Annotated in this window: 30 protein-coding genes; 23 read left to right on the top strand and 7 right to left on the bottom strand. The window is 59.7% G+C overall.

From position 1 onward, the window contains the following. Positions 1–137 precede the first annotated feature (137 nt). From LGH82_RS10980 to LGH82_RS10955, 6 genes are all read left to right on the top strand, one after another. Positions 138–1,163, top strand: a complete 1,026-nt coding sequence (locus LGH82_RS10980) for a BMP family protein (protein WP_227348503.1) — start codon at positions 138–140, stop codon at positions 1,161–1,163. Positions 1,164–1,245: 82 nt separating this feature from the next. Beyond that, positions 1,246–2,751 (top strand): ABC transporter ATP-binding protein, encoded by a 1,506-nt coding sequence (locus tag LGH82_RS10975; RefSeq protein WP_227348502.1) that lies wholly within the window; start codon positions 1,246–1,248, stop codon positions 2,749–2,751. Positions 2,752–2,818: 67 nt separating this feature from the next. Further along, positions 2,819–3,877 (top strand): ABC transporter permease, encoded by a 1,059-nt coding sequence (locus LGH82_RS10970; protein WP_227348501.1) that lies wholly within the window; start codon positions 2,819–2,821, stop codon positions 3,875–3,877. Position 3,878: 1 nt separating this feature from the next. Next, positions 3,879–4,256 (top strand): ABC transporter permease subunit, encoded by a 378-nt coding sequence (locus LGH82_RS10965; protein ID WP_227348500.1) that lies wholly within the window; start codon positions 3,879–3,881, stop codon positions 4,254–4,256. A 66-nt stretch (positions 4,257–4,322) separates the two neighbouring features. Next, entirely contained in the window at positions 4,323–4,532 is a 210-nt protein-coding gene (locus tag LGH82_RS10960; protein WP_227348499.1) for a hypothetical protein, read from the top strand. A 38-nt stretch (positions 4,533–4,570) separates the two neighbouring features. Next, on the top strand, positions 4,571–4,765 hold the full coding sequence (locus LGH82_RS10955) for an RNA-binding protein (protein ID WP_227348498.1): 195 nt from the start codon (positions 4,571–4,573) through the stop codon (positions 4,763–4,765). Here the strand turns inward: LGH82_RS10955 and LGH82_RS10950 are convergent. From LGH82_RS10950 to LGH82_RS10940, 3 genes are read right to left on the bottom strand one after another with little or no spacing between them, the layout of a single operon-like run. After that, positions 4,758–5,084: a hypothetical protein gene (locus LGH82_RS10950; RefSeq protein ID WP_227348497.1), complete on the bottom strand. Its 327-nt coding sequence runs from the start codon at positions 5,082–5,084 to the stop codon at positions 4,758–4,760. The genes LGH82_RS10955 and LGH82_RS10950 overlap by 8 nt on opposite strands. After that, on the bottom strand, positions 5,053–5,565 hold the full coding sequence (locus tag LGH82_RS10945; RefSeq protein ID WP_227348496.1) for a helix-turn-helix domain-containing protein: 513 nt from the start codon (positions 5,563–5,565) through the stop codon (positions 5,053–5,055). Before LGH82_RS10945 ends, LGH82_RS10950 begins: the two co-directional genes overlap by 32 nt. Then, on the bottom strand, positions 5,543–5,917 hold the full coding sequence (locus tag LGH82_RS10940) for a type II toxin-antitoxin system RelE/ParE family toxin (RefSeq protein WP_227348495.1): 375 nt from the start codon (positions 5,915–5,917) through the stop codon (positions 5,543–5,545). Before LGH82_RS10940 ends, LGH82_RS10945 begins: the two co-directional genes overlap by 23 nt. Before the next feature lie 152 nt (positions 5,918–6,069). On the opposite strand from LGH82_RS10940, the gene LGH82_RS10935 reads away from it, so the two are divergent. From LGH82_RS10935 to allE, 4 genes are all read left to right on the top strand, one after another. Continuing rightward, complete coding sequence (locus tag LGH82_RS10935) at positions 6,070–6,954, top strand: IS1 family transposase (protein ID WP_227348494.1); 885 nt, start codon at positions 6,070–6,072, stop codon at positions 6,952–6,954. Positions 6,955–7,043: 89 nt separating this feature from the next. Beyond that, positions 7,044–7,709: an NYN domain-containing protein gene (locus LGH82_RS10930; protein WP_227348493.1), complete on the top strand. Its 666-nt coding sequence runs from the start codon at positions 7,044–7,046 to the stop codon at positions 7,707–7,709. A gap of 36 nt (positions 7,710–7,745) precedes the next feature. Further along, a complete protein-coding gene (locus LGH82_RS10925) occupies positions 7,746–8,321 on the top strand; it encodes an ABC transporter permease (protein ID WP_227348492.1) in 576 nt (191 codons plus the stop codon). A gap of 61 nt (positions 8,322–8,382) precedes the next feature. After that, entirely contained in the window at positions 8,383–9,129 is a 747-nt protein-coding gene (gene allE, locus LGH82_RS10920; protein ID WP_227348491.1) for a (S)-ureidoglycine aminohydrolase, read from the top strand. A 62-nt stretch (positions 9,130–9,191) separates the two neighbouring features. Here the strand turns inward: allE and LGH82_RS10915 are convergent, their stop codons facing one another. Then, a complete protein-coding gene (locus tag LGH82_RS10915; protein WP_227348490.1) occupies positions 9,192–9,935 on the bottom strand; it encodes an aspartate/glutamate racemase family protein in 744 nt (247 codons plus the stop codon). 115 nt (positions 9,936–10,050) lie between these two features. On the opposite strand from LGH82_RS10915, the gene uraH reads away from it, so the two are divergent. The 3 genes from uraH (at position 10,051) to xdhC (ending at position 13,133) form a co-directional block, all read left to right on the top strand. Next, on the top strand, positions 10,051–10,863 hold the full coding sequence (gene uraH / locus LGH82_RS33635) for a hydroxyisourate hydrolase (protein ID WP_413771439.1): 813 nt from the start codon (positions 10,051–10,053) through the stop codon (positions 10,861–10,863). 9 nt (positions 10,864–10,872) lie between these two features. Further along, entirely contained in the window at positions 10,873–12,051 is a 1,179-nt protein-coding gene (gene argE / locus LGH82_RS10900; protein WP_227348489.1) for an acetylornithine deacetylase, read from the top strand. 215 nt (positions 12,052–12,266) lie between these two features. Next, positions 12,267–13,133 (top strand): xanthine dehydrogenase accessory protein XdhC, encoded by an 867-nt coding sequence (xdhC, locus tag LGH82_RS10895; protein WP_227348488.1) that lies wholly within the window; start codon positions 12,267–12,269, stop codon positions 13,131–13,133. A gap of 99 nt (positions 13,134–13,232) precedes the next feature. Here the strand turns inward: xdhC and LGH82_RS33490 are convergent, their stop codons facing one another. From LGH82_RS33490 to LGH82_RS10880, 3 genes are all read right to left on the bottom strand, one after another. After that, on the bottom strand, positions 13,233–13,640 hold the full coding sequence (locus LGH82_RS33490; RefSeq protein ID WP_319799946.1) for a Sir2 family NAD-dependent protein deacetylase: 408 nt from the start codon (positions 13,638–13,640) through the stop codon (positions 13,233–13,235). Between the two features lie 103 nt (positions 13,641–13,743). Then, positions 13,744–15,156, bottom strand: a complete 1,413-nt coding sequence (gene tldD, locus LGH82_RS10885) for a metalloprotease TldD (protein ID WP_227348487.1) — start codon at positions 15,154–15,156, stop codon at positions 13,744–13,746. Between the two features lie 167 nt (positions 15,157–15,323). Further along, entirely contained in the window at positions 15,324–15,854 is a 531-nt protein-coding gene (locus LGH82_RS10880) for an invasion associated locus B family protein (RefSeq protein WP_227348486.1), read from the bottom strand. Between the two features lie 386 nt (positions 15,855–16,240). Here LGH82_RS10880 and coxB point away from each other — a divergent pair, with 386 nt between their 5' ends. The 10 genes from coxB to ispH all read left to right on the top strand — a co-directional run bounded on the left by coxB (position 16,241) and on the right by ispH (position 24,206). After that, positions 16,241–17,125 (top strand): cytochrome c oxidase subunit II, encoded by an 885-nt coding sequence (gene coxB, locus LGH82_RS10875; protein WP_227348485.1) that lies wholly within the window; start codon positions 16,241–16,243, stop codon positions 17,123–17,125. Between the two features lie 37 nt (positions 17,126–17,162). Continuing rightward, positions 17,163–18,815 (top strand): cytochrome c oxidase subunit I, encoded by a 1,653-nt coding sequence (gene ctaD / locus LGH82_RS10870; RefSeq protein WP_227348484.1) that lies wholly within the window; start codon positions 17,163–17,165, stop codon positions 18,813–18,815. Between the two features lie 77 nt (positions 18,816–18,892). After that, the gene (locus LGH82_RS10865) at positions 18,893–19,837 is read left to right on the top strand and encodes a heme o synthase (RefSeq protein ID WP_227348483.1); all 945 of its coding nucleotides are present in this window, start codon (positions 18,893–18,895) and stop codon (positions 19,835–19,837) included. Further along, complete coding sequence (locus LGH82_RS10860; RefSeq protein WP_227348482.1) at positions 19,834–20,001, top strand: hypothetical protein; 168 nt, start codon at positions 19,834–19,836, stop codon at positions 19,999–20,001. The genes LGH82_RS10865 and LGH82_RS10860 overlap by 4 nt, the downstream gene beginning before the upstream one ends. Beyond that, positions 20,001–20,633 carry a cytochrome c oxidase assembly protein gene (locus LGH82_RS10855; RefSeq protein ID WP_227348481.1) on the top strand — a complete coding sequence of 211 codons (633 nt, stop codon included), beginning with the start codon at positions 20,001–20,003 and terminating at the stop codon, positions 20,631–20,633. The genes LGH82_RS10860 and LGH82_RS10855 overlap by 1 nt, the downstream gene beginning before the upstream one ends. Before the next feature lies 1 nt (position 20,634). Continuing rightward, complete coding sequence (locus LGH82_RS10850; RefSeq protein ID WP_227348480.1) at positions 20,635–21,513, top strand: cytochrome c oxidase subunit 3; 879 nt, start codon at positions 20,635–20,637, stop codon at positions 21,511–21,513. A gap of 305 nt (positions 21,514–21,818) precedes the next feature. Further along, complete coding sequence (locus tag LGH82_RS10845) at positions 21,819–21,971, top strand: L,D-transpeptidase family protein (protein WP_227348479.1); 153 nt, start codon at positions 21,819–21,821, stop codon at positions 21,969–21,971. Between the two features lie 3 nt (positions 21,972–21,974). Further along, entirely contained in the window at positions 21,975–22,361 is a 387-nt protein-coding gene (locus LGH82_RS10840; protein ID WP_227348478.1) for a DUF983 domain-containing protein, read from the top strand. Then, positions 22,358–23,113 (top strand): SURF1 family protein, encoded by a 756-nt coding sequence (locus LGH82_RS10835; RefSeq protein ID WP_227348477.1) that lies wholly within the window; start codon positions 22,358–22,360, stop codon positions 23,111–23,113. Before LGH82_RS10840 ends, LGH82_RS10835 begins: the two co-directional genes overlap by 4 nt. An 82-nt stretch (positions 23,114–23,195) precedes the next feature. Next, on the top strand, positions 23,196–24,206 hold the full coding sequence (gene ispH, locus LGH82_RS10830; protein WP_227348476.1) for a 4-hydroxy-3-methylbut-2-enyl diphosphate reductase: 1,011 nt from the start codon (positions 23,196–23,198) through the stop codon (positions 24,204–24,206). Positions 24,207–24,208: the final 2 nt, after the last annotated feature.

The following is a 24,208-nucleotide window of genomic DNA, read 5'->3' as shown; positions in this document are numbered from 1 at the left end:
AATCGCTCTGTATCTTCCTTATACCGGACGCACGATATCGACAAATAACATTCTACAAAAAATAAGGCTATTGTGTACAATTGGCATGACTGCTACCGTTCCGGAAAATGGTCTGAATGACCGCAATGGAGGAGAACATGCGAAACTTTTCGAGCTGGATATCCAGGATACTCTTCGTGCTTGGCCTGTCGCTGTGTGCGGTTGGCGCCAGTCGGGCGGATGAGCCCAAAACCCTTAACGTGGCGGCGGTGCTGCCTTCGGGCGTAGAGAACGCCTGGACCAAGGCGTGGCTGAATTCGTTCCAGCGGATTCAGAATGCCGCTCCGGGCGGCTTGAAGATTACGCTGAAATACACCGAGAACGTCTACGCCGACACGGCGCTCAGCGTCATTCGCGGCTATGCGGAAACCGGAAAATACGACGTCATTTGGGCACACAGCTCCTATTCGGACGAGGTGGAAACCCTCAAGGACGAATTCCCGAACATCCTCTTTGTAACCGTGGGCGGCGGGAATCGACCGCTGGGTGGGAATTCCTATCTGATCTACATGCACATATACGAGCCTGCCTATGTGGCTGGCGTCTACGCGGGCCTGACGAGCAAGTCCAAGGTGCTTGGCGCGGTCGGACTTTTCCCGGCCGACGACGTCAACGACGTCGTGAACGCTTTCCGGGCGGGCGCCCGCTCAGTGGCTCCCGACGCGAAGCTCAAGGTGACGTTCATCGAAAGCTGGTACGACCCCGCAAAGGCGTCCGAAGCCGCGAATGCACAAATCTCGGCGGGTGCCGACATCATTTTCCAGCTCGGCGAGTCTTTCCAGGTCTGTGAAGAACGCAAGATCATGTGCATCGGCCAATATATCGACAGTTCCAAGATCGCACCCGCGGCTGTGCCGCTCAGCGTGCTTGCGAACTGGGAGCCGCAGATCAACTACATCATCGATCAGTGGAAGAAGCACAAGGAAAGCGAAGCGCCTTACGCTGCCCCGATGGAGCCTGTGTGGTTCACAATGGCGCAAGGCGGCAGCGCCATCAGCGGCTATGGCCAGTTCGACAGCAAGACTTCCGACAGCGTCAAGCAGGCCGTCAAGCAGACGCAGGAAGACATCGTCTCGGGCAAAATGAAGGTCGAGTTGAAGACCGATCTGCCGGTCTCCGACTAGGGGTCCTTGGCTAGCACATTCGCCAGCCCCGGCGTCGCCGGGCTGGCGCAATACTCACCAGTCCCTCGGAAGCGAGCTACAGATGCAGGCATTGCTTGAAGCCAGGAATCTGACGAAACGGTTCCACCAGGTTGTTGCGAACGACGACATCAGTTTTGACATCATGCCCGGCGAGATTCATTGCCTCCTTGGTGAGAATGGCGCTGGAAAGTCTACCCTGGCGGAGTGCATCTACGGCTACTGCCAGCCTGATGCTGGCGAGTTCATCCTCAACGGCCGGCATGTCGACATAAGATCTCCCGCCGATGCGATACGGAACGGCATTGGCATGGTCCATCAGCATTTCGTGCTGGTCCAGACGCTGACGGTGCTGGAAAACATCGTGATTGGCACGGACGGCGCCGGCATGGTGCTGGACCTGCGCAAAGCCAGGGAGGCGCTGCGAAGAATTTCGGAGCAGTACGGCGTTTCCATCGATCTCGACGCCAAGATCTGGCAATTGTCGGTCGGCGAGCAGCAATGGGTGGAGATCGTCAAGGCGCTGTATCTCGGCGCTAGATTGCTCATCTTGGACGAGCCCACGGCAGTCCTTACGCCACAGGAATCCGAGCGCCTGTTCCGCATATTCCGGTCCATGACCACAAGTGGCATGTCGGTCCTGCTCATCAGCCACAAGCTCAACGAAGTCATGCAGTCCGACCGGGTGACAGTCCTGCGCAAAGGCCGCAAGGTCGATACCGCCATCACCGCCAAATCGTCCAAGGCCGAGCTTACCAACATGATGGTCGGGCGCGAATTGAAGGCGGTCGCGCGCATCGACTCACAGCAACCGGGAGCCGTCGTCGTCCATGCCCAAAATCTCAGCGCCAAGGGCGAGCGAGGGCAGAATGCGCTCGACGGTCTCGGCTTCGAGTTGCGCCGCGGCGAGATCGTCGGAGTGGCCGGCGTCGCTGGCAACGGGCAGAAAGAGTTATTCGAGGTCCTGATGGGCGCAAGGAAGGTGTTTGCCGGCTCCATCACGCTGGACGGGAAAGACGTTACCAACCATACGCCTCGTCAGATGAGCGGCCATGGCGTCGGCTACATTCCCGACGACCGCTTCAAGGAGGGGCTAATTCCCTCCTTCAACATCACTGACAACCTCATCCTTGGGGCGCAGCGATCGAGCCTCTTCATGTCCAAAGGCATTCTGCGGCTCGCGAAATCCAGACAGTTCGCACGCGAGGCGATCGAGCAGTTCCGAATAGCGACGCCGTCCGAAAACACCAGGGCGGCGACATTGTCGGGCGGCAACGCCCAAAAGGTGATCGTTGCCCGCGAGTTCTCGCAGGCGACGAAAGTCATCCTGGCCAACCAGCCGTCGCGCGGTCTCGATGTCGGGGTGATCGAATATATGATGGAGCAGTTGCTGGCCAAGCGGAAGGCTGGTTTCGGCATCCTGGTTGCGTCGGAAGAACTCAGCGAACTCGCCAGCATCGCCGATCGCATCGTCGTGATGTTCAAGGGAAAAATCGTCGGACACTTCCGTTCCAATGAAATCGATCTGGAACGGATCGGATTGCTGATGGCCGGACACGGCGCGGACTGAACGCACAAGGGGACGCCCCCCAGGTCCCGCGCCGGATAGATTCACAAGAAACCTGATTGATCACGACATGGCTATACTTGCGTTTGAAAAGAGACTTGAACCAACCTTCGCGGGAGGCGCTATCGCCGTTGCCGCGGCAATCGGCCTTTCGCTGGTGGCTACTTCGCTCCTGTTGTGGTCGGCGGGCGCCTCGCCGCTTCAAGCGCTGATCTCGATCTATGTAGGCGCCTTTGGAAATCAGATGGCAATCGTCACCACCTTGCTGCGTGCCAGCCCGCTGATCCTTACTGGCGTTGCAGTCACGGTCGCGTTCCGTGCCAAAATCTGGAACATCGGTGCGGAAGGCCAGCTCTACGCGGGCGCAATGGCTGGTTACGCGGCCTATCTGGTCTGCATGGGCCTCCCGACGTTCATCCTGTTGCCTATCGTTCTTTTAAGCGGCTTTGCTGGCGGCGCCTGTCTCGGCGCTCTGGCTGGCTATCTGAAGGCCCGCTTTTCGGTGAACGAAGTCCTGTCGACGGTGATGCTCAACTATGTCGTCCGCTTCGGGCTTTCCTACCTGCTGGTGAACAACTGGCGCGACATGACCTCCTTCTACCAGCAGTCGGAGCGGGTCAGTGCGTCGGCGATGCTTCCCGCACTCATTCCGGGGACCAAGCTGCACTTGGGCTTCCTGATCGCGCTGATCTGCGCCGTCGCCGTCCACGTCCTGCTCAGTCGAACCGCCCTCGGCTACGAGATCAAGGCAGTCGGGCAGAACCCCGTGGCTTCCCGCTTCAAGGGCATCAATGTCGGCCGCACGGCCGTCACCGTCATGCTGATCAGTGGTGGCCTTGCCGGGCTTGCGGGCGTCGCCGAAGTGTTCGGGACACAATTGCGACTGCGCCCCGATATTTCCGTGGGCTACGGGTTTGCCGGCATCGTGATCGCAATGCTGGCGGGGCTGAGGCCGTTGCTGGTCGTGCCCGTCGCCATCCTGTTCGCTGCCCTGTCGACCGGCGGCGTCACTATGCAGATCGATACGGGCGTCCCCTCCGCGCTTACGCTCGTTGTGCAGGCGATCGTCCTCATTTTCTTCCTCATCACGACGGCGCTGGCGCGCTACCAGATAAAGATAGGCGGCTGACATGAGCGAACTGTTCACCCAGACAATCATCATCAGCATTTTCGCTGCCACGGTGCGAATCGCCACACCCCTGATTTTCGCCGCGCTGGGCGAACTCATCACCGAAAAGGCCGGCATCCTGAACCTGGGCGTAGAGGGCACGATGCTGATGGCGGCGTTCACCTCTTTTTCCGCCACTTTCGTATCGGGATCGCTGTGGGTCGGCCTTCTGGTGGGGATCGTGACGGGCGGACTGATGGCCGCCCTTACCGTGTTCATGGCGGCCACGCTCAAGGTCGAGCAGGTGACGGGCCTCGCCCTCAACATGCTCGGCTCCGGCGTGTCGATCCTTCTCTACAAGCTCTATTTCGAAGGGGTAGTGTCTCAGTTTGAAATTTGACGCCGCGCTTGTCGCGATCCGAGCCGAACTCCTATATGCTTAGCGGTGAGCTTAGGAGGATGACAGATGGTAGTTGGCTGGATGTTTGAGCGCGGCGACGATATGGCGTGGGTCTTTCTTGAAGATGAAGACGCCGCAAGGGCAAAGGCTGTGGTGGCGCTCGGCGGAGAGCCAACGGCAGACGCAGTGATGCTGCCTGAAGGGGTTCGCCAATTTTTCAAAGCCGGCAGCGGCCAAGTTGTTCTTGGCAGGGTCTTCGATCGGTTTACGAAGTGATGCCAACCGGACCTAAAGGCCAGAAGCGCCCCGCCGACGTGATCGGCAACGCCGTCCGCGTCATGCGCATTGCTACAGGCGATGAAGACGACGAGGTGAAGGACGACGGCAAAGACCCTGCCGCGAAGGCGCTTGGTGCCAAGGGCGGAAAGAAGCGCGCCGAGAACATGACGCCAGAACGGCGCGCCGAGATCGCTAAGAAGGCGGCAGAAAGCCGCTGGAGGCCTAAATAGGCTTATTGGCGCTTATCACCATCTTCTTCAAAATATCATCCGCCTGATCCTTCGAATACGGAATAGTTATCTTATTGTCGTCCTCAAATTTCTTGATAGTTTCAGACAAAATTCCGACTAACATTTTTATCGATACTAAATTTGTAACAATTGCTACCTGCTCCAAGATTGTTTCATTAGGCCTGCTGGCATCTTCATTTATGCCGAATTTAATAACGGCCTCATTGGAAGTCATCTGAATCACGTAGGCGTTGGAGTAAATGTATTTAAAGTCAGGAGATTGTTTGTTAGCCAACGTTTGCGTGGGAGGTGTTTTCATTTTCTACGATCCTGATTTCTCTATTTTCCGTGGGCTTCGTCACGGAAACCTTGGCTGTTCTGTCAACATTGTAAACGAGAGCTGTCGCTGACCAATTCGTGTTCCCGACGACAGGGGCAAAATCCTGAGAAAAGGGCCTGACAGAAAAGCGGTCGTCGCTATCATCGGCGGCGTGACGCAAGACTTCGCTGAATGGAACAAACGATACTAAAAGTCCAACATCAAAAGCAGTAGCTATTCTTTTCAGTGTGCCAATATTCATCCTGTCATATGACGGGTCTTCCAATAGAGATATTCTTGATTGGGCCATGCCAGTGGCTGCCGCTAAGTCAGACTGGGTCCACTCTCTATCTTCCCGCATAGTAAATATTTGAGCAGCAACCGTCGTTGACGCATGTGAGTCAACGAAACTATCGCGAAAGATCTTGCTTTGAAATTTCCCCCAAAGTTTCTCTAGCTTAGTATTCATGTTGTCTGACACGTGTCGGGTCCTTTTGTAGTTGCTTTCTTCGTCTATCGGCTGAATCTAGATGGCGACGGGGCATCTCGTTGCCCTTTTCTATTGCTCCGCCGAGCAGAACGAACCTTTTATTCGGCTGGTAAACACCAAGCGGGCGATATTGTACGCCCTTATAGGTTACTCTCAGTTCGATTAGTCCGTCCCAATCTGATAGCTTAGACGCCCATTTTTCCGACCACACCTTCATGCCTTCCATCGCCAAAAGCCTTTGAGCAATCACAGCCTGAGCCTCATGCGACAGCCCTGCGAGCCAGTCGGCAGCACAGTTGCGGCCCGTAGGCTCGATGTAATCCAGTATGGTCCATTCACTCATGGATTATAACAAAATTATTATTTTCGGCAAGGATGCTCTTGGCTTTTTGATATCTACTTTTTATTATATCCGATTCGGCGATTGCGCCATAGCAGAACAGAAAAATATTTCAGATGCTTGACAGTAAGCATAAAAGTTCAGATATTAGGGGCATGAACAAGCTGCCCCTCCAGACCCGCGTCCAAATCCTCTCGATGCTCTGCGAGGGTTCGTCGATGCGCTCGATATCCCGCGTTGCCGACGTGTCGATCAACACGGTTTCCAAGCTGCTGGTCGATGCCGGCAAGTTCTGCGCTGATCTGCATGACCGCGAAGTTCGCAACGTGAAGGCCAAGCGCGTCCAGTGTGACGAAATCTGGTCGTTCACTGGCGCGAAGCAAAAGAACGTCGCAGCCATGAAGAACCGTGTCGATGGCGCTGGCGACACATGGACTTGGACCGCTTTGGACAGCGACAGCAAGCTTATCATCTCTTGGCTGGTCGGCGGTCGTGACGGCGAATATGCGCTGGCCTTCATGGACGACGTGAAGGAACGCCTCGCCAACCGCGTCCAGCTTACGACCGATGGTCACCGCGCCTATCTCAATGCGGTCGAGGAAGCCTTTGGAGCGGATATCGACTACGCGATGCTGGTGAAGCAGTACGGCGAGCCGGAAGGCAAGGCAGTGCCACAGGAACGCCGCTACAGCCCCGCTGTATGTACTGGCGCGACCAAGAAGCGGATTGAAGGCTCGCCCGATCTGGCGCATGTCAGCACGTCGTACGTTGAACGCCAGAACCTCACCATGCGCATGCATATGCGCCGCTTTACGCGCCTCACCAACGCATTCTCAAAGAAGTTTGAAAACCACGTTCACATGGTCGCGTTGTACACCGTCTGGTACAACTTCATTCGCATCCACAAGACGCTGAAAACCTCGCCCGCAATGGCGGCTGGTGTGTCGCAGACGCTCTGGTCAATGGAGGATATTTGCGAGAAGATGGACGCTATTGCCCCAAGGCCGGGGCCAAGGGGGCCATATAAAAAGAAGGCGTAGAAAAGGAAAACCCCAGTCGCCGGCAAGCCTGACGCTGGGGCTGTCGTGCTGAGAACAGCACAACGTTGTAGCCGTTAGGTATCCCGCAATTGAGCCAGATTCAAGACCCAATACCCCAAAAAAGGGCAGCTTTTTATTTCGACGGGTTCAATCTTTATCACCCAGTACACGAAATGGGTGAACCATTTATGAAATGGTGCAACCTGTGGAGGCTGTCTGAGATTCTATGCGCTCCAAACGGCCTCGATTTGAAGAAAGTCGTGTTTTGCACGGCCATGCCTTTTCACAAACCCGACTCGCTAGGACGCCATCGGACATTCAACAATGCGCAAATTGCATGTGGTGTTACGGTCCTAGAGGGTCATTTCGTCTTCAATGATGAGCTTAACCGGCATTCCGAAAAGCAGTCCGATATTAACGTCGCGCTATCTCTTATGATGGATGCGGTAGATGACGTTTTCGATTGGGCATTTCTGGTCAGCGCGGATTCCGATCAAGCGTCAACGGCGCGATTTTTTAAAGACAGATTCCCCGACAAAAAATTGGCTATAGTAGCTCCACCCAACCGCAAACCGCCCGACAAGTCCCTTCCTTATTCGGACCTCGATTTCACGATCCGCAAAGAGGATATGGAGCGGGCTTTGATGCCCAATTTCGTTAAGTCCTTGGATGGGCGGTTCATCCGTCGACCGCTCGAATACGACCCGCCTGCATGGTGGATGCCGCCAGATCAGCGGCCGAAGCGAAAGCGCTGAATTTCAAACTGAGACACTACCTTCGAAGGGCAATCGATGCCCACCATCGAGACCTTCGGTAATGTCGTGATCCCGTTCCTTTCGGACATCCCCTATGTCGGGCCGATTTTCTTCCAGCAGAAGCTGCTGACATATGTCGCTTTCCTCCTGGTCCCCGCTGTCTGGTTCTTTCTCTACCGCACGAAGTACGGGCTCGAGATACGCTGCCTTGGCGAGAACCCGAAAGTCATCGACACACGCGGGCTCAGCGTGACAGCGCGCCAATACGGTGCCGTTGTCGCCGGCGGGATGTTGATCGGGATCGGCGGCGCCTTCGTCACCATCGCATCCACCGTCCGTTTCGTGCCAGACATCACTGCCGGCCGCGGCTGGCTCGCGCTTGTCATCGTCATCGCGGGGAATTGGCGCCCGACCGGAATACTTCTGGCCGCGCTCGTCTTCGCCTTTCTGGACGCGCTGCAATTGCAAATCCAGGGCGTCGGCGTGGCGCTGCCCTACCAGATATTCCTGGCCCTGCCGTATATCGCCGCGATCGTGCTGATGATCGTCAAGCGTCAGCAATCGGAAGAGCCGAGCCGGCTGGGCATCCCTTATTTCCGCGGTGAGCGCTGAAGCCCGCGCAAGGGACTTCCGGCGGCACGTCCGAACTTCGTTTTTTGAATTGGGAGTCATCATGAGACAAAAGCTTGGCGAGACAAGAACGTCGGTGCGGGATCGGCACGCGCTGGTCTGCCCTGACAGCCACGAGCGCACGACGCTGCCGAACTGGCCCGGCAGCGAGGTCATCTTCGTCATCACCCCGCAAACCGGCGCGCGCTTCACCGAGTTCTTCGTTGACCTGCCGGCCGAAGCGGTCGGGCGGGAGCCCCTGATCGGCATACAGCGCTTCTTCTTTGTTCTGTCGGGAAATGTCAGCCTGTCGGTCGACGGAAAAACCCACCAACTCGGCGTCGAGGGCTACGCCTTCCTTCCGTCGGATCGCCCCCACGAAATCAGGGCGCTCGAAAAGTCCAGGATCGTCGTCCTGGAAAAACGCTACATCGAGCTTGCCGATGAGGGACGACCCGAACCGTTCGTCGGACGGGTCGGGAGCGTGGCCAGGTCGCCCATGAAGGGCGACGACATGATCATGTTGCAAAAGCTGCTGCCTGCCGGCAATGCCTTCGACTGCGAAGTCAACATAATGGACTTCGCGCCAGGCGGATCGCTCCCATATGTCGAGACCCATTTCATGGAACATGGATTGTTGCTGCTGAACGGCGGGGGCGTCTATCGCCTCGACAACTCGTGGTATCCGGTCGAGGCGGGCGATGTCATCTGGATGGGACCGTTCGCGGCGCAATGGTTCGGCGCGCTCGGTCGGACAAACGCCAGGTACCTGATCTACAAGAACTGGAACCGCGACCCGCACGTATCATAGGGCTGCCTGCTCTCGCAGGGCTATGGAAACGCCGCGAAGTTTCCGTAGCCCGACCAGGACCGTCAGAACGTCTTGAAACGGGAAACCAGAGCGGAATTCGGCCATTCGATCTTCTTTGCCGCTGGCAGCTGGTAACTTCCGCATTTCGCCTTGCGCGGTCTTACCCTGGCCAGCATTTCGGCAATGCCTACCGCTTCGGCGACGCCGTTCAGCATCGGAATGTTCACTCTTTCGGCCACGTCATCGGTGATCCCGGCAAATATCGCGCCGGCCAGGATGGCCGCTTCCGTGCGATCTTCGCAGACCGTCCTGTCTATCGCCTCGACAAGCCTTGGTAGGATCAACAGCGGATCGCGCATTTCGGCATCCGTCAGCGGCGCCAACGACACTACGTTGGAAAGCCGCCCACTCAGGCCGTAGCCATGGCAAAGCTCCGCATAGATCGGCGCCGCGCGATTGCCGAACGTCACCATCGCAAACTTCCCACCCAAGGTGCAGGCGGCCAGCATCGCGGCTTCGCTCATGCCGACAACGGGAATGGAAAGCATCTCACGCAGGGGCCGCAGACCGCTGTCGAACGAAATGGCAAGGATGACGGCGTCGCAATCGCCACCGTATTCGGCCGCCAGGCACATGGCTTCGGTCGCGGCCAAGGCGTCTTCGGAACGGCCGCTGACGATCGCGGCGCCGAGACGGCCCGTGACGGGGACGATCTCGGTACCGGGCGCGGCAACCCTACGGGCTTCCGCGGCAACCTTTTCGGTGACGAAGGTGCTGGTATTCGGATTGATCAACAGAATTCTCATGCGAGGTTCTCCAGAGGCATCAAAAATCGTTCACATAATTGTAGACAAAATCAAATCATTTTGTAAAATCATTTGGTGACTTGAATTTGGCGACGAGCATTTTCCGAGACGTATCATGGCCTTGTCTGACTTGCATTCGGCAGCCGCGTCGTTGACGACGCACGCCTTGGACATCGCGAAGGGCGTGCCAGCGGCAAATCTCGCGGTGGAGCTCTTCCGCCTCGCCGGCGGGTGCAAGGTTTCCATCGCAAAGGCGGTTACCAACGTGCAGGGACGATGCGAGGCTCCGCTGCTGACGCAATCAACGGTCGAGCCTGGTGCATATGTCCTCGAGTTCGACGCCGGCGCGTACCACGGCGCGGCCTCGCCCTTCGACATCATTCCCGTCGAGTTCAACATCTCGGATCCCGCGGGACACTATCACGTGCCGCTAGTGCTGGCCCCCGGCGGATATTCGACCTACCGCGGCGCGCCGCCTTCCAGGGTGCCGGACGACAAGGGCAGTTGGGGCGCTATCAGCGCACGGGTGAGTTTGCCGAACCATCCGGCCGCGCCCCCGCCCGGCGTCGGTGGCCCTGGCCTGACCGTCCATGTGATCGACATATCGCGCGGGATAGGGGCGGGCTCCCTCAAGGGGGAGCTGTATCGGTGCGGTGACGGGGATTGCCGGACCGCTGTGGGCGGTTTCGTCGTCAATGACGAAGGCCGCACCGATCAATGGCTGATCGATGCGGGGAAGCTGCAGCGTGGTGACTATGAACTCACGTTCGAGGCCGGCGACTATTTCGCCCGCGCCAATTTCGGTGTCGGCGCCACGCCGTTCTTCGATCGGATCCGCATTCGGGTCAGGGTGATCGATGCCAGTGCGCACCATCACATACCGCTGCTTTTGTCCCCGTGGGGATACAGCTGCTATCGCGGAAGCTAGGAGTCAATCATGCAAAGCAACAGGGATCCGGGCGAATTGTTCAGCCTGGACATGATCGAGAAATTCATAAGCTTCGACACGACGAGCCGGAACAGCAATCTCCCGCTGATCCACTTCGTCCGCGACTATCTCGGTCAGCTCGGCGTGGACTGCGTGCTGACCTACGACAGAGAGCGGGGCAAGGCGAACCTGTTTGCAACACTTGGCCCTCGCGACCAGCCGGGTATAATCCTGTCCGGCCATACCGACATCGTGCCCGTCGACGACCAGGAATGGACATCAGATCCCTTCAAGCTGGCCCGCCGTGACGGTAAGGTCTTCGGGCGCGGCGTTTGCGACATGAAGGGCTTTCTGGCAATCGCAACCGCGTTCGCGCCGGAGTTCCTCAAACGCGGGCTGAAGACGCCTTTGCACCTGGCGATGTCCTTTGACGAGGAGGTCGGCTGCCTCGGTGTCCCGCTTCTGATCAACGATGTTGTCGGCCGTGGACCGCTACCACTCGCCTGCATCGTTGGCGAGCCCTCGGAAATGAAGGTGATCCGCGCACACAAGGGCAAGATTGGAGGCCATGTACAGGTCACGGGCTTGCCGGCGCATTCAGGCATCGCGCATCAGGGCGTGAACGCGGTAGAAGCCGCGGGCGAGGCGATCGCCTACTTCAAGCGCATCCAGCGCCGCCTGCGTGACGAGGGACCTTACAACGGCGATTTCGAGGCGCCAGCCTACACCACCATCCAGTGCTGCATGGTCAATGGCGGTACCGCCGTCAACATTGTCGCCGGCCACTGCACCTTCGATTTCGACATCCGCTTCCTGCCCGGAGAAAACCCGGAAGCCTATGTCGACGAATGCAAGGCGTTCGTCGCCCGTCATGTCGAGCCGGAAATGCGAGCGGTCTCGCCCGAGGCCGGCTTCGTCTGGAAGAAGGTGCCCGGGGCGGCAGCTCTCAATACGGCGTGCGATGCTGAGATCACCAGGCTGGCGCAGAAGCTTTCGGGCTCCAGCGATTCGACCTGCGTCGGCTTCGGCACCGAGGCCGGGCATTTTCAAGAGGCCGGCATCCCGACCATCATCTGTGGTCCGGGCTCGATCGACCAGGCCCACAAGGCGGACGAGTTCATCACCCTGGACCAAGTTGCCCGCTGCGAGCATTTCTTGTGGCGCCTTCTGGACGAGGTCGGGGCTTGAAATGCTGGTCGGCCGCGCTTGCCGCGCGGCATGTCGGTCGCGGTACCAAGGGATCAGGGCTGGCCTTGATGTGCCGGCAAGACCGGAGCGTGTGCTGACGGAGATCGAGCGACTGAAAAATGAGGCTCAGGCCGGCGCCTGTATCTGTCCCGGAATCCGGGAGAATGTACAATTCGGGCCCCAAAACTCCTTTTTTCCCATCCGGGAATGCGAAGATGAACTCGAAAGTGCAGAGCCTGAGAGACTTCCTTGCTGGCCAGGGCCGTATCGCCTTGGTCGAAGTGGCCGGGACAAAAGGCTCGACACCACGCGAGAAGGGCGCCTTCATGCTCGTGTCTCGTTCGGCGATATCGGGCACGATCGGCGGCGGCCAGCTCGAATACATGGCGATCGACAAGGCCCAGCAGATGGTCGGAGCCAATCACTCCCGGAAGTCCGTCATGTCGCGTGTCGACGTGAACGAAATCCGCGCCACCCTCGACGTGCCGCTAGGCCCGGAGATCGGCCAATGTTGCGGCGGCAGGGTCGAGGTGTTGATCCGGCTGGTCGATGCGGCGTTGGCCCAGCAACTGGTTGCGGCGGCGGAGGCCGAAGACGCTGAACTGCCGCATGTCTACATTTTCGGCGGCGGTCATGTCGGCCAGGCACTGGCCTCGGCGGTGGCGCTGCTCCCGGTGCATGTCGTTGTCATCGAAACCCGCGCCGAGGCGCTGGAGGGCATGCCGGAAGCAATCGAAACCAGCCTGACGCCGATGCCCGAGGAGATGGTGCGGAAAGCTCCCGCCGGAACTGCCTTCGCCATCCTTACTCACGACCACGCACTGGATTTCCTAATCGTCGCCGAGGCGTTGAAACGCGTCGACACCGCCTATGTCGGAATGATCGGTTCGAAGACCAAGAACGCGACGTTCAGGAACTGGTTCCTGAAATCGGCCGATGGAAACGAGGCGGAATTCGCCCGCCTCGTTTCGCCGATCGGCGGCGCCGCGGTCAAGGACAAGCGACCGCAGGTCATAGCCGCCCTCGCGGCCGCCGAGATCATGACGGCGCTGGCGGCCCACCTGTCCGATCCCGTCGACTGATGTATTGGGTCAGTCCCGAGCGAAAATCTCTTCGGCCGAAGCACCCTGATTTGCAAAAGCAAATCCACTTCCGCCTCCTGTCGCCCTTCAAGCGTCGCGCTAGCAATAAAGAGAACAAAAATGTCGGCGCCTTGATGGGCGAGGAATATGGTCCTTGTTTCGGAGGTGTCCAGCAGGAAACAGGAATACCGGAGCCTTGAGGCGCGCCAGGCAGCGAAGCACAGCCGTGAAGTGTCGTCCGTCGGTTTCTAAATTGGTCCGGCTATCGCCCACGTTTTGCGTAACCAGCAGGAAACCGCCCGAAAACTCCCATTCCAGCCTCGCCAGTGCGATATGCGCCGCGTTTGGCATGACGTCACGCATCCGCCGGCGCCGCATGTTGTAGAACTCGAGCACCTTCGCCGGGTCGCGGGCAAAACCTTGAGGTGTTGCCACATCCTGAAGGTCGTATTTCGCCCAGACGCCGCCGGGATCGCGGAAGGTCGCGATGCCCGACTCTGCCGAAATACCAGCGCCGGCGAGGATGCCAAGATTGGAACCGGGAATGGCGTGAAAGTGACGCTCGGATGATTGACAGGTTAAAACGACGATAGCCGTTTCGCGCTCACGTTCAAACCCGCGTGCCGCCCACCGTCATCTGGTTCATCCTGAGGTGCGGCTGACCGACGCCGACGGGCACGCCCTGTCCGGCCTTGCCGCACATGCCGATGCCGGTATCGAGCTTCATGTCGTTGCCGATCATGGAAACGCGGTGCATGGCATCCGGTCCGTTGCCGATCAGCATGGCGCCCTTGATCGGCTGCGTCACCTTGCCGTTCTCGATCATATAGGCCTCGGTACAGCCGAACACGAATTTTCCGGAGGTGATGTCGACCTGACCGCCGCCGAAGGAGACGGCATAGATGCCGTTCTTGACCGAGGCGATGATCTCGTCCGGCTCCATGTCGCCTGCCGTCATGTAGGTGTTGGTCATGCGCGGCATCGGCTGGTGCGCATAGCCCTCCCGCCGGCCGTTGCCGGTGGCCTCCATGCCCATCAGCCTGGCGTTCTGGCGATCCTGCATGTAGCCGACCAATTTGCCGTCCTCGATCAATACGTTGCGGGCCGAAGGCGTACCTTCGTCGTCAACGGTCAGCGAGCCGCGCCGCTCGGGCATGGTGCCGTCATCGACGACGGTCACACCCTTGGCGGCGACCTGCTGGCCCAGCAAGCCAGCGAAGGCCGAGGTCTTCTTGCGGTTGAAGTCGCCTTCCAATCCGTGGCCAACGGCCTCATGCAGCATGACGCCCGGCCAGCCGCTCGACAGCACGATGTCGAAGGTGCCTGCCGGCGCCGGAATCGCTTCCAGGTTGACCAGCGCTTGCCGGAGCGCTTCCTTGGCGGCGTGTTTCCAGCTGTCCTCGACCAGGAATTCGCCAAACGCCTTGCGTCCGCCCATTCCGTAGGAGCCGCTTTCCTGACGGTCGCCGTCGCCGACGATGACCGAAACGCTGACCCTGACCAGCGGGCGGATATCGCGGACCACCTGGCCGTCGGCGCGCGCGATCTCGACATGCTGCCACGATGAGGTCAGCGATGCCGAAACCTGGCGCACGCGCGGATCCTCGGCGCGTAGCCAGGTGTCGATTTCCTGCAGCAGCTTTGCCTTGGCTTCGAAGGAAGGCGAGGGGATTGGGTTCTCGTCGCCGTAGAGATGGCGATTGGTGCGCGCGGGTGCCGCGGCAAGCGTGCCGGAATAGCCGCCCTTGACCGTTGAGACGGCGTCCGCCGCGCGCAGCAGCGAGGCTTCGGACAAATCGCTGGAATGGGCGTAGCCGCTGGCTTCGCCGGCAACGGCCCGCAGCCCAAAACCCTGGTCGGTGTTGAAGTTGGCGGTCTTCAGCTTGCCATTGTCGAACATCAGCGCCTCGCTTTCGCTGTATTCGAGAAACAGCTCGCCATCGTCGGCGCCGTTGATGGTGTCCGCGACGATCTGCTTGATGCGATCGTCTGAAATGTCGAATTGGCCTATAAGGCTGTTCATGGCAGGTCCGTCCGCAGGAGGAATTGGTTCTTTGCCACGATGTAGGCGCGAAGGCGCGCCGAGACAATCGTCCCGGCTGCGTTGTGAAGACAAATGCTCTCGCCGACGGGTCGTCGGCGTCACTCCAGGTTGAAGATATCCTTGACCAGCCGCAAGCGGCTCCGCCGTCAGGGCAGGGCGGCAAAGCCGTCGGCGAAACCCTTGAGATCGACGGGGATACCGATGCCTTCTTCAGGCGTCTGGAAGACGATGAAGGTGGCCGATGTGCCGGACTTCAGCGTGTCGAGCAACGGCTTCTCGAGAATGACCTCGGCATAGCAGCCGTCCTGGAAGCAGCGTACGAAATAGGCGCGGCCGATGTCCTTGCCGTCGACATTGAGGCCAAGGCCATTGGGCAGGAGTACGCCAAGCGGCGCCAGCACGCGCAGGATCTCCGCCTTGTTGTCGGCGGTGCGCAGGACGACGACGGAAAGCCCCATCTCCGGCCTGTCCTCGGCGACGACGTTCTGCATCATCACGCACTGTTCCGACGTGGCGCCGGCAGGCGTGTCACATATGATTGACCATGCACCATGTGTTGAGCGAACCGTACCGCTCGGCTGCACGGCATTGGCCGGGCCGATGCCGGACAGGCTGATGCCTGACAGGGCGGCTAGAAAGATGACCTTCGCCAAGGTTCTCGAAAGCCAAGGGTTCATGACGGCTCCATTACGAATCACGGCACTTTAAGCCGCGCCAAAGCCAAGTAAAGGACGAGACCTCGGCCAATCGGGCTCGAAAAAGCCAATAGGGAGCTTTTCGATGCCAATTTCGCCCGAATTGCGACGGCTCGCCTCGTCCGCAGGGACAGGCCGCGAGAATAACTCTGCTGGCTTAGTCTACCCGATTCGCCTGTATCGCGATTGCCTTTGAACCGCCATCCGCGCTTGCGCGCAAAAATGCCGCACGGTTTCGTCCGGTCCTTTCTTGCGGAGGGAAAAAGAGTATGGTTTGAACCACCTTGAGACTGTCCGGGATTCCCGTCCCGGCATTGTTCGTTATTCTCGTGGGCGCAACCGCGAGGAACTGGGAGACGATGAGGGCGATGAGAACATTCCTAGCAAGCGCCAGGTATCTAGCAAGCGCTGGGGCCGCTACCACGCTTTTCGCCGGCACATCCGCCCGTGCCGACCAGCCGGTGAACTGGGAGACCACCTTCCAGGCGCCGGCGACCGACATGATGCGGCAGATCGAGTGGTTCGGAAACTACACGATGTGGTTCGTCGTCCCGGTCACCGTCCTGGTAATGCTGCTTCTCGCTTACTGCATGGTAAGGTTTCGCGCGAGCGCCAACCCGGTTCCGTCCAAGACCAGCCACAACACGCTGATCGAGGTGATCTGGACTGTCGGTCCGGTTGTCGTGCTGCTTTGCATTGCCATTCCATCGTTCCAGCTGCTGACGGCGCAGTATACGCCACCGGAAGAGGCAAAGCTGACCGTCAAGGCGACGGGCAACCAGTGGAACTGGGACTACGAGTACCAGGTAGCGAACACGCTCACCTTCAACTCCGCCATCCTCCAGGACGGTGATCGCGCCGCCGCCGGCAAGGAGGATCGCAAGGTCTATCCGCGCCTGCTCGCCGTCGACAACGAACTGGTGGTGCCGGTCAATACGATGACCCGCGTGCTTGTTACCGCGACCGACGTGATCCACTCTTTCGCCATGCCGTCGTTCGGCATCAAGGTCGACGCCATTCCAGGGCGCACCAACGAAACCTGGTTCAAGGCGGAGAAGGAAGGCCTCTATTACGGCCAGTGCTCGCAGCTCTGCGGCAAGGACCACGCCTTCATGCCGATCGCCATTCGCGTGGTTTCCGAGGCGCAATTCAACAGCTGGCTGACAGCAGCCAAAGCCAATCTGCCGAGTGCCAATAAGGCGCTGATGGCTGAGGTTGACAGCCAGAACAAGGTAGCGGTCGCCGGCAACTGACGCTGCGGCCAGAAAAGATCAGGGAACGGAGCGGAACATGGCAGACGCTGCAGCTCACGACGGGCACGACCACAAGCCGTATCATGGCTGGGTCCGCTGGGTTTATTCGACCAACCACAAGGATATCGGCACGCTCTATCTGATCTTCGCGATCTTCGCGGGCATCATCGGTGGCGCGTTGTCCGTGGCTATCCGCATGGAGTTGCAGGAGCCGGGCATCCAGATCTTCAGCGGTCTGGCGCAGATGGTCTATGGCATGAACGGTGATGCCGCGATCGATGGCGGCAAGAGCATGTACAATGCCTTCGCCACCGCGCACGCCCTGATCATGATCTTCTTCATGGTTATGCCGGCCCTCATCGGCGGGTTTGCCAACTGGATGGTGCCGATCATGATTGGCGCGCCGGACATGGCATTCCCGCGCATGAACAACATCTCCTTCTGGCTGCTGCCGCCGGCCTTCATCCTGCTGCTCACCTCGATGTTCATGCCCAGCGCGCCGGGCGCCTATGGTGTCGGTGGCGGCTGGACGCTCTATCCGCCGCTGTCGACCTCCGGCCAGCCCGGGCCGGCCATGGATCTGGCGATCCTGTCGATCCACATCGCGGGTGCGTCGTCGATCCTCGGCGCCATCAACTTCATCACCACCATCTTCAACATGCGCGCGCCCGGCATGACGCTGCACAAGATGCCGCTGTTTGCGTGGTCGGTGCTGGTCACCGCCTTCCTGCTTCTGCTCTCGCTTCCAGTGCTCGCCGGCGCCATCACCATGCTGCTGACCGATCGCAATTTCGGCACGGCCTTCTTCGCGCCGGACAATGGCGGCGATCCGCTCCTGTTCCAGCACCTATTCTGGTTCTTCGGTCACCCGGAAGTGTACATTCTGATCCTGCCGGGCTTCGGCATCATCAGCCACATCGTCTCGACCTTCTCGAAGAAGCCGGTCTTCGGTTATCTCGGCATGGCCTACGCCATGGTCGCGATCGGCGCCGTGGGCTTCATCGTCTGGGCGCACCACATGTACACGACGGGCCTGTCGCTCGACACGCAGCGCTACTTCGTCTTCGCCACCATGGTCATCGCAGTGCCGACAGGCGTGAAGATCTTCTCCTGGATCGCGACGATGTGGGGTGGGTCGATTTCGTTCAAGACGCCGATGCTTTGGGCGCTGGGCTTCATCTTCCTGTTCACCATCGGTGGCGTCACCGGCGTCCAGCTGGCCAATGCCGGCCTCGACCGTTCGCTGCATGACACCTATTTCGTGATTGCGCACTTCCACTACGTGCTGTCGCTGGGTGCGGTGTTCGCCATCTTCGCTGGCTGGTACTACTGGTTCCCGAAGATGACCGGCTACATGTATTCGCCGGTGATCGCCAACACCCACTTCTGGGTCACGTTTGTCGGCGTCAACCTGATCTTCTTCCCGCAGCACTTCCTTGGTCTCGCGGGCATGCCGCGCCGCACCATCGACTATCCGGACGCGTTTGCCGGCTGGAACTTTGTGTCGTCCATCGGCTCCTATATCTCGGCGGTTGGTGTCGTGATCTTCCTCTACTGCGTCTTCGAAGCCTTCCAGAAGAAGCGGATCGCCGGTGCCAACCCGTGGGGCGAGGGCGCAACGACACTCGAATGGCAGCTGCCTTCGCCGCCGCCGTTCCACCAGTGGGAACAGCTGCCGAAGATCAAGTAAGGCGGCTTCCTCCTCGAATACGAAACCGCCGGTTCGCCGGCGGTTTTGGCCAAACGGAATGATGGACTTGAGTACGCATGGCCCTAGTCGACAAAACCAGCATTGACGAAGCGGGCTTCCGCATGTCGGAAGCGACGGCGGGCGATTTCTTCGCCCTGCTGAAGCCGCGCGTCATGTCCCTGGTGGTTTTCACGGCCTTCGTCGGCATGATTGCGGCGCCCGTTGCCATCAATCCGCTGCTGGCGGTCATTGCGATCCTGTCGATAGCCATCGGCGCCGGCGCGTCGGGCGCGCTCAACATGTGGTACGACGCCGACATCGACGCGGTGATGACGCGCACTGCCGGCCGTCCCGTCCCGTCTGGCCGCATCCGGCCCAATGAGGCGCTGGCCTTTGGGCTGGTGCTCTCGGTGCTGTCGGTGATGACGCTTGGCGTGCTCGCCAACTGGCTGGCGGCGACGCTGCTCGCCTTCACCATCTTCTTCTATGCCGTGGTCTATACGATGTGGCTGAAGCGCTGGACGCCGCAGAATATCGTTATCGGTGGCGCTGCCGGAGCCTTTCCTCCTGTCATCGGCTGGGCCGCCGTGACCGGATCGGTCAGCCTGGAAAGCGTCGTCCTGTTCCTCATCATCTTCCTGTGGACACCACCGCATTTCTGGGCGCTCGCGCTGTTCAAGTCCGACGACTATGCGCGTGCCGGCATCCCCATGATGCCGAACGTTGCCGGCCAGGCATCGACGCGCCGGCAGATCTTCGCCTACGCACTGGTTCTTGCCCCGGTCGGCGTGCTGCCGTGGGTGCTTGGCTACACCACGCCGGTCTATGGCGTGGCCGCCGCGCTGCTTGGGGTTGGCTTTGTCTGGTATGCGTGGAAAGTGCTTGGCATGGCCGACGACGACCGCGTCATGAAGCCGGCCAAGGCCTTGTTCGCCTATTCGCTGCTCTACCTCTTCGCCATTTTCGCGGCCTATCTGGCTGATAGCGTTGTCGAACGCGCACTTGCCATGGGTGGGGCATGACCATGATTGATGAAAAACTCGAGTTGGTCACGTTGACCGAGCGCCAAAAGAAAGCCCAGCGCAGCCGTTCGGTCGCCATCGGTCTGGCGCTTGCGGTGCTGGTTGTCATTTTCTACATCGCGACGATCGTGAAATTCGGCCACAACCTCTCGGGCAAGATGTGATGAGCATCGAACCGGTGACAAGTCAGGCCAAGAAGAACAGCAACCGCGTTGTCGCGGCGGTCTGTCTTGCCTTCTTCACCGGCATGATCGGCATGGCCTATGCCGCGGTGCCGCTCTACAAGATGTTTTGCCAGGCGACAGGGTATGGCGGCACGACGCAACGTGCCGAGAAGCAGTATGCCGGCCGGGTGCTCGACCGTGAGATCACCGTTCGCTTCGACGCCAACACTGCCGGAGTGCCTTGGGAGTTTCAGCCAGTCCAGCGCTCGATCACGATGAAGATCGGCGAAACGGTGCAGGCGCACTACCAGGCGACCAACAAGTTCGATCGCCCCGTTACCGGCCGCGCCACCTTTAACGTGCAGCCGGAACTGGCGGGTCCCTACTTCAACAAGGTCGAGTGTTTCTGCTTCACCGACACGACGCTGAAGCCGGGCGAGACGCTCGACATGCCGGTCCTGTTTTATGTGGACCCCGATATCGTGAACGTACCGGAACTGAAGGACGTGAAGACGATCACTCTGTCCTATACGATGTTCCCGGTTGAGAAGAACAAGCCGGTCGCGTCGTCGGAGCCGGTCAAGGACAATAGCAAGACAATTTCGAATACCGAAGGAAATCTCGGGGGTTGATATGGCAGACGCGCACGCACAACATCACGACTATCATCTCGTTGACCCGAGCCCATGGCCTTTCCTGGGGTCGATCGGAGCGCTCGTAACTGCCTTTGGCGGTGTCGCTCTGATGGAGCACCTGAAGGGCGGCAACTTCCCGATCTTCGGCTACAACATCGCCAATCCGTGGCTGTTCTTCATCGGCATGGCCATTATCCTCTACACCATGTTCGCCTGGTGGTCGGACACCATCAAGGAAGCGCATGAGGGCCATCATACGCGGGTCGTGTCGCTCCATCTGCGCTACGGCATGATCATGTTCATCGTCTCCGAGGTGATGTTCTTCGTTGCCTGGTTCTGGGCCTTCTTCGATGCCAGCCTGTTCCCTAGCGAGGCTCAGCAATATGCCCGCACGGCATTCACTGGCGGTGTCTGGCCGCCGAAGGGCATGGAGGTTCTCGATCCCTTCCACCTGCCGCTCTACAACACCATCATCCTGCTCCTGTCGGGAACGACGGTCACCTGGGCGCACCACGCGCTCCTGCATGGCGACCGCAAGGGCCTGATCAACGGTCTGGTGCTCACCGTCGGCCTCGGAATGCTGTTCACCATGGTGCAGGCCTACGAGTACATGCACGCGCCATTCGCGTTCAAGGATTCCATCTACGGCGCGACCTTCTTCATGGCCACCGGCTTCCACGGCTTCCACGTCATCATCGGCACGATCTTCCTGCTGGTCTGCCTGGTCCGCGCCATGAAGGGCGACTTCACGCCCAAGCAGCATTTCGGCTTCGAGGCGGCCGCTTGGTACTGGCATTTCGTCGACGTGGTCTGGCTGTTCCTGTTCGCATCCATCTACGTCTGGGCATCGGCCGGCGCGGTGATCGAAGGCCACTGATACCTGCCTGACGAGTTTGATGAGGCGGCCTCGGCGACGCGGCCGCCTTTCTTGTTTTCTGCGTAGTGATCGCCGATCAGTGGCCGATGCGGCCGGCAATTTCCTCTGCGATATGCGCATGGATGATCGCGATATTTCCGGCCATTGCCGTAGAGAAGTCGATCTGGCGCATGTGGACAAATCCGATCGAAGGCTGGACCTGATCTGCGATGGCAAGGTGCGCGGAGCTATGCCGTTGCCCTTGTCGGCATCCCTTGGCGCGGAAGCGTCGGGAGGGCGATGAACGCGCGCCCGGAGGCATGATCATGATCCATGGACAGCCGAATGGCTTCGGCGGGCTGGGATGGCTGCTTCAATTGGTCGGCTGGACCCACGGTCGCATTGCGGCTACGGACTCCGAGATGGACGAAATCTGGACAATGGTGCCAGATGGGACGCCGATCGAGATCGAGCGGTAGAGCATGAGCGACGACAAGGCGATCTGGCCGCCGATAGAGCCGATTTCGGCCGGGCTGCACGGCCGCTGCCCGCGCTGTGGCGAGGGCCGGCTCTTTTCCGGCTTCCTGACCGTTGGAAAGAGCTGCTCGAATTGCGGTCTCGACTATTCTTACGCCGATGCCGGCGATGGACCGGCGGTGTTCGTCATCCTGATCATCGGCTTTATCGTTGTAGGTCTGGCGCTCTGGATAGAAGTGACGTTGAGTCCACCGCTTTGGCTGCATCTGGTGCTTTGGATTCCGCTGACCCTCGTGCTGTGCCTGGGCGCGCTCCGATTGATCAAGGGCGTTCTGTTGACGCTGCAGTATAGCAACAAGGCAGCCGAGGGCCGGCTGGATCGCGGCGAATGAGCGGTGCATCGGCCACCATAAAGGGCGGTTCGCGTCCCAAGCTGGTCTTGGCGATCGGCCTTGGCCTCATCGTGTTTTTCATCCTGCTGGCACTCGGCACCTGGCAGGTCCAGCGCCTTTACTGGAAGGAAGGGCTTCTCCAGACCATCGAACAGCGGACGCACTCGGCGCCAGTGTCGCTGGTCGATGTCGAAAGAGAGTTCGCTTCGACCGGCGATGTCGACTACACACCAGTGACGGTGACTGGCACGTTCCTGCATTCAGGCGAACGGCATTTCTATGCGACCTGGGAAGAAGACGCCGGTTTCAATGTCTACACGCCCTTGGCCCTGGACGATGGACGTTTCGTCCTGATCAATCGCGGTTTCGTGCCTTATGATCTCAAGAACGCAGCCAAGCGCCCACTAGGGCAGGTGCCGGGCAAGGTGACGATCATCGGGCTCGCCCGCAATCCGCTGCCGGGCAAGCCGTCGATGATGCTTCCCGACAATGACGTGCCGAAGAATATCTTTTTCTGGAAAGACCGCGACGTGATGGCGGCGAGCGCCGGGCTGCCGGCGGGCGCCAAACTCGTGCCCTTCTTCATCGACGCGGACAAGACGCCCAATCCTGGCGGTTTGCCGGTCGGCGGCGTCACCATCATCGACCTGCCGAACAGTCATCTGCAATACGCCATGACCTGGTACGGGCTTGCGGCCGCACTTGCCGGCGTGCTCGTCATGCGGCTTCGCCGTGCCACGAAAGAGGAATGAACGCTGCCGATGCCCTTGACAGGGCAGGGGTAGGCACCTCATTTCGGCTCGAGTTCACGATCTGACCAACCGACATGGAATCATGCCTCAGCCAATCACCAAGCCACCTCTGACGATCCGGCTCTGCCAGCCGCGCGGCTTCTGCGCCGGGGTCGATCGTGCCATCCAGATCGTCGTGCTGGCGTTGAAGAAATACGGTGCGCCGGTCTATGTCCGCCACGAGATCGTGCACAACCGCTATGTCGTCGAGGGGCTCCAGAGTCTCGGCGCGGTGTTCATCGAGGAACTCTCGGAGATACCCGCCGAGCATCGCCAGAGCCCCGTCGTGTTCTCCGCGCACGGTGTGCCGAAGTCGGTTCCGGCCGATGCGCAGGCGCGAAACCTCTTTTATCTCGACGCCACCTGCCCACTGGTCTCCAAGGTTCACAAGCAGGCGATGCGTCACCAGCGTCTTGGCCGGCATGTGCTTCTGATCGGCCATGCCGGGCACCCGGAGGTGATCGGCACCATGGGACAACTGCCGGAAGGCGCGGTCACGCTTGTCGAAACCGAAGCCGACGCCGCCAGGCTCACGCCCGCCGACCCACGGGCGCTGGGGTTTGTCACCCAGACGACGCTGTCGGTCGAGGACACCGCCGGCATCATACGCGCCCTGAAAGACCGTTTTCCCGATCTGCAGGCGGCGGCCGCGGAATCGATCTGCTATGCCACCACCAATCGCCAGGAAGCCGTCAAGGAAACAGCGGCGGGCGCGGACCTGTTCCTGATCGTCGGCGCGCCCAATTCTTCCAATTCGCGGCGTCTTGTCGAAGTGGCGGAGCGCGCCGGCGCCTCGATGTCGCTTCTCGTACAGCGCGCCTCCGAGATTCCGTGGAATGACATCGCCGGCATTTCGACGCTCGGCCTGTCGGCTGGCGCGTCGGCGCCCGAAATCATCGTTGACGAGATCATCGATGCGTTCAGGCAGCGCTTCGATGTGACCATCGACCTGGCGATTACGGCGACGGAGACGGAGGATTTTCCGGTGATGAGAGTTCTTCGCGATGTCGAATTGACGGCGGCCGACATGGCCTTCGTCAACGGAGCCGCGTGACG

The sequence above is a fragment of the Mesorhizobium sp. PAMC28654 genome (assembly GCF_020616515.1).
Classification (GTDB): Bacteria; Pseudomonadota; Alphaproteobacteria; order Rhizobiales; family Rhizobiaceae; genus Mesorhizobium.
This window is presented reverse-complemented; position numbering and strand designations above follow the sequence as displayed.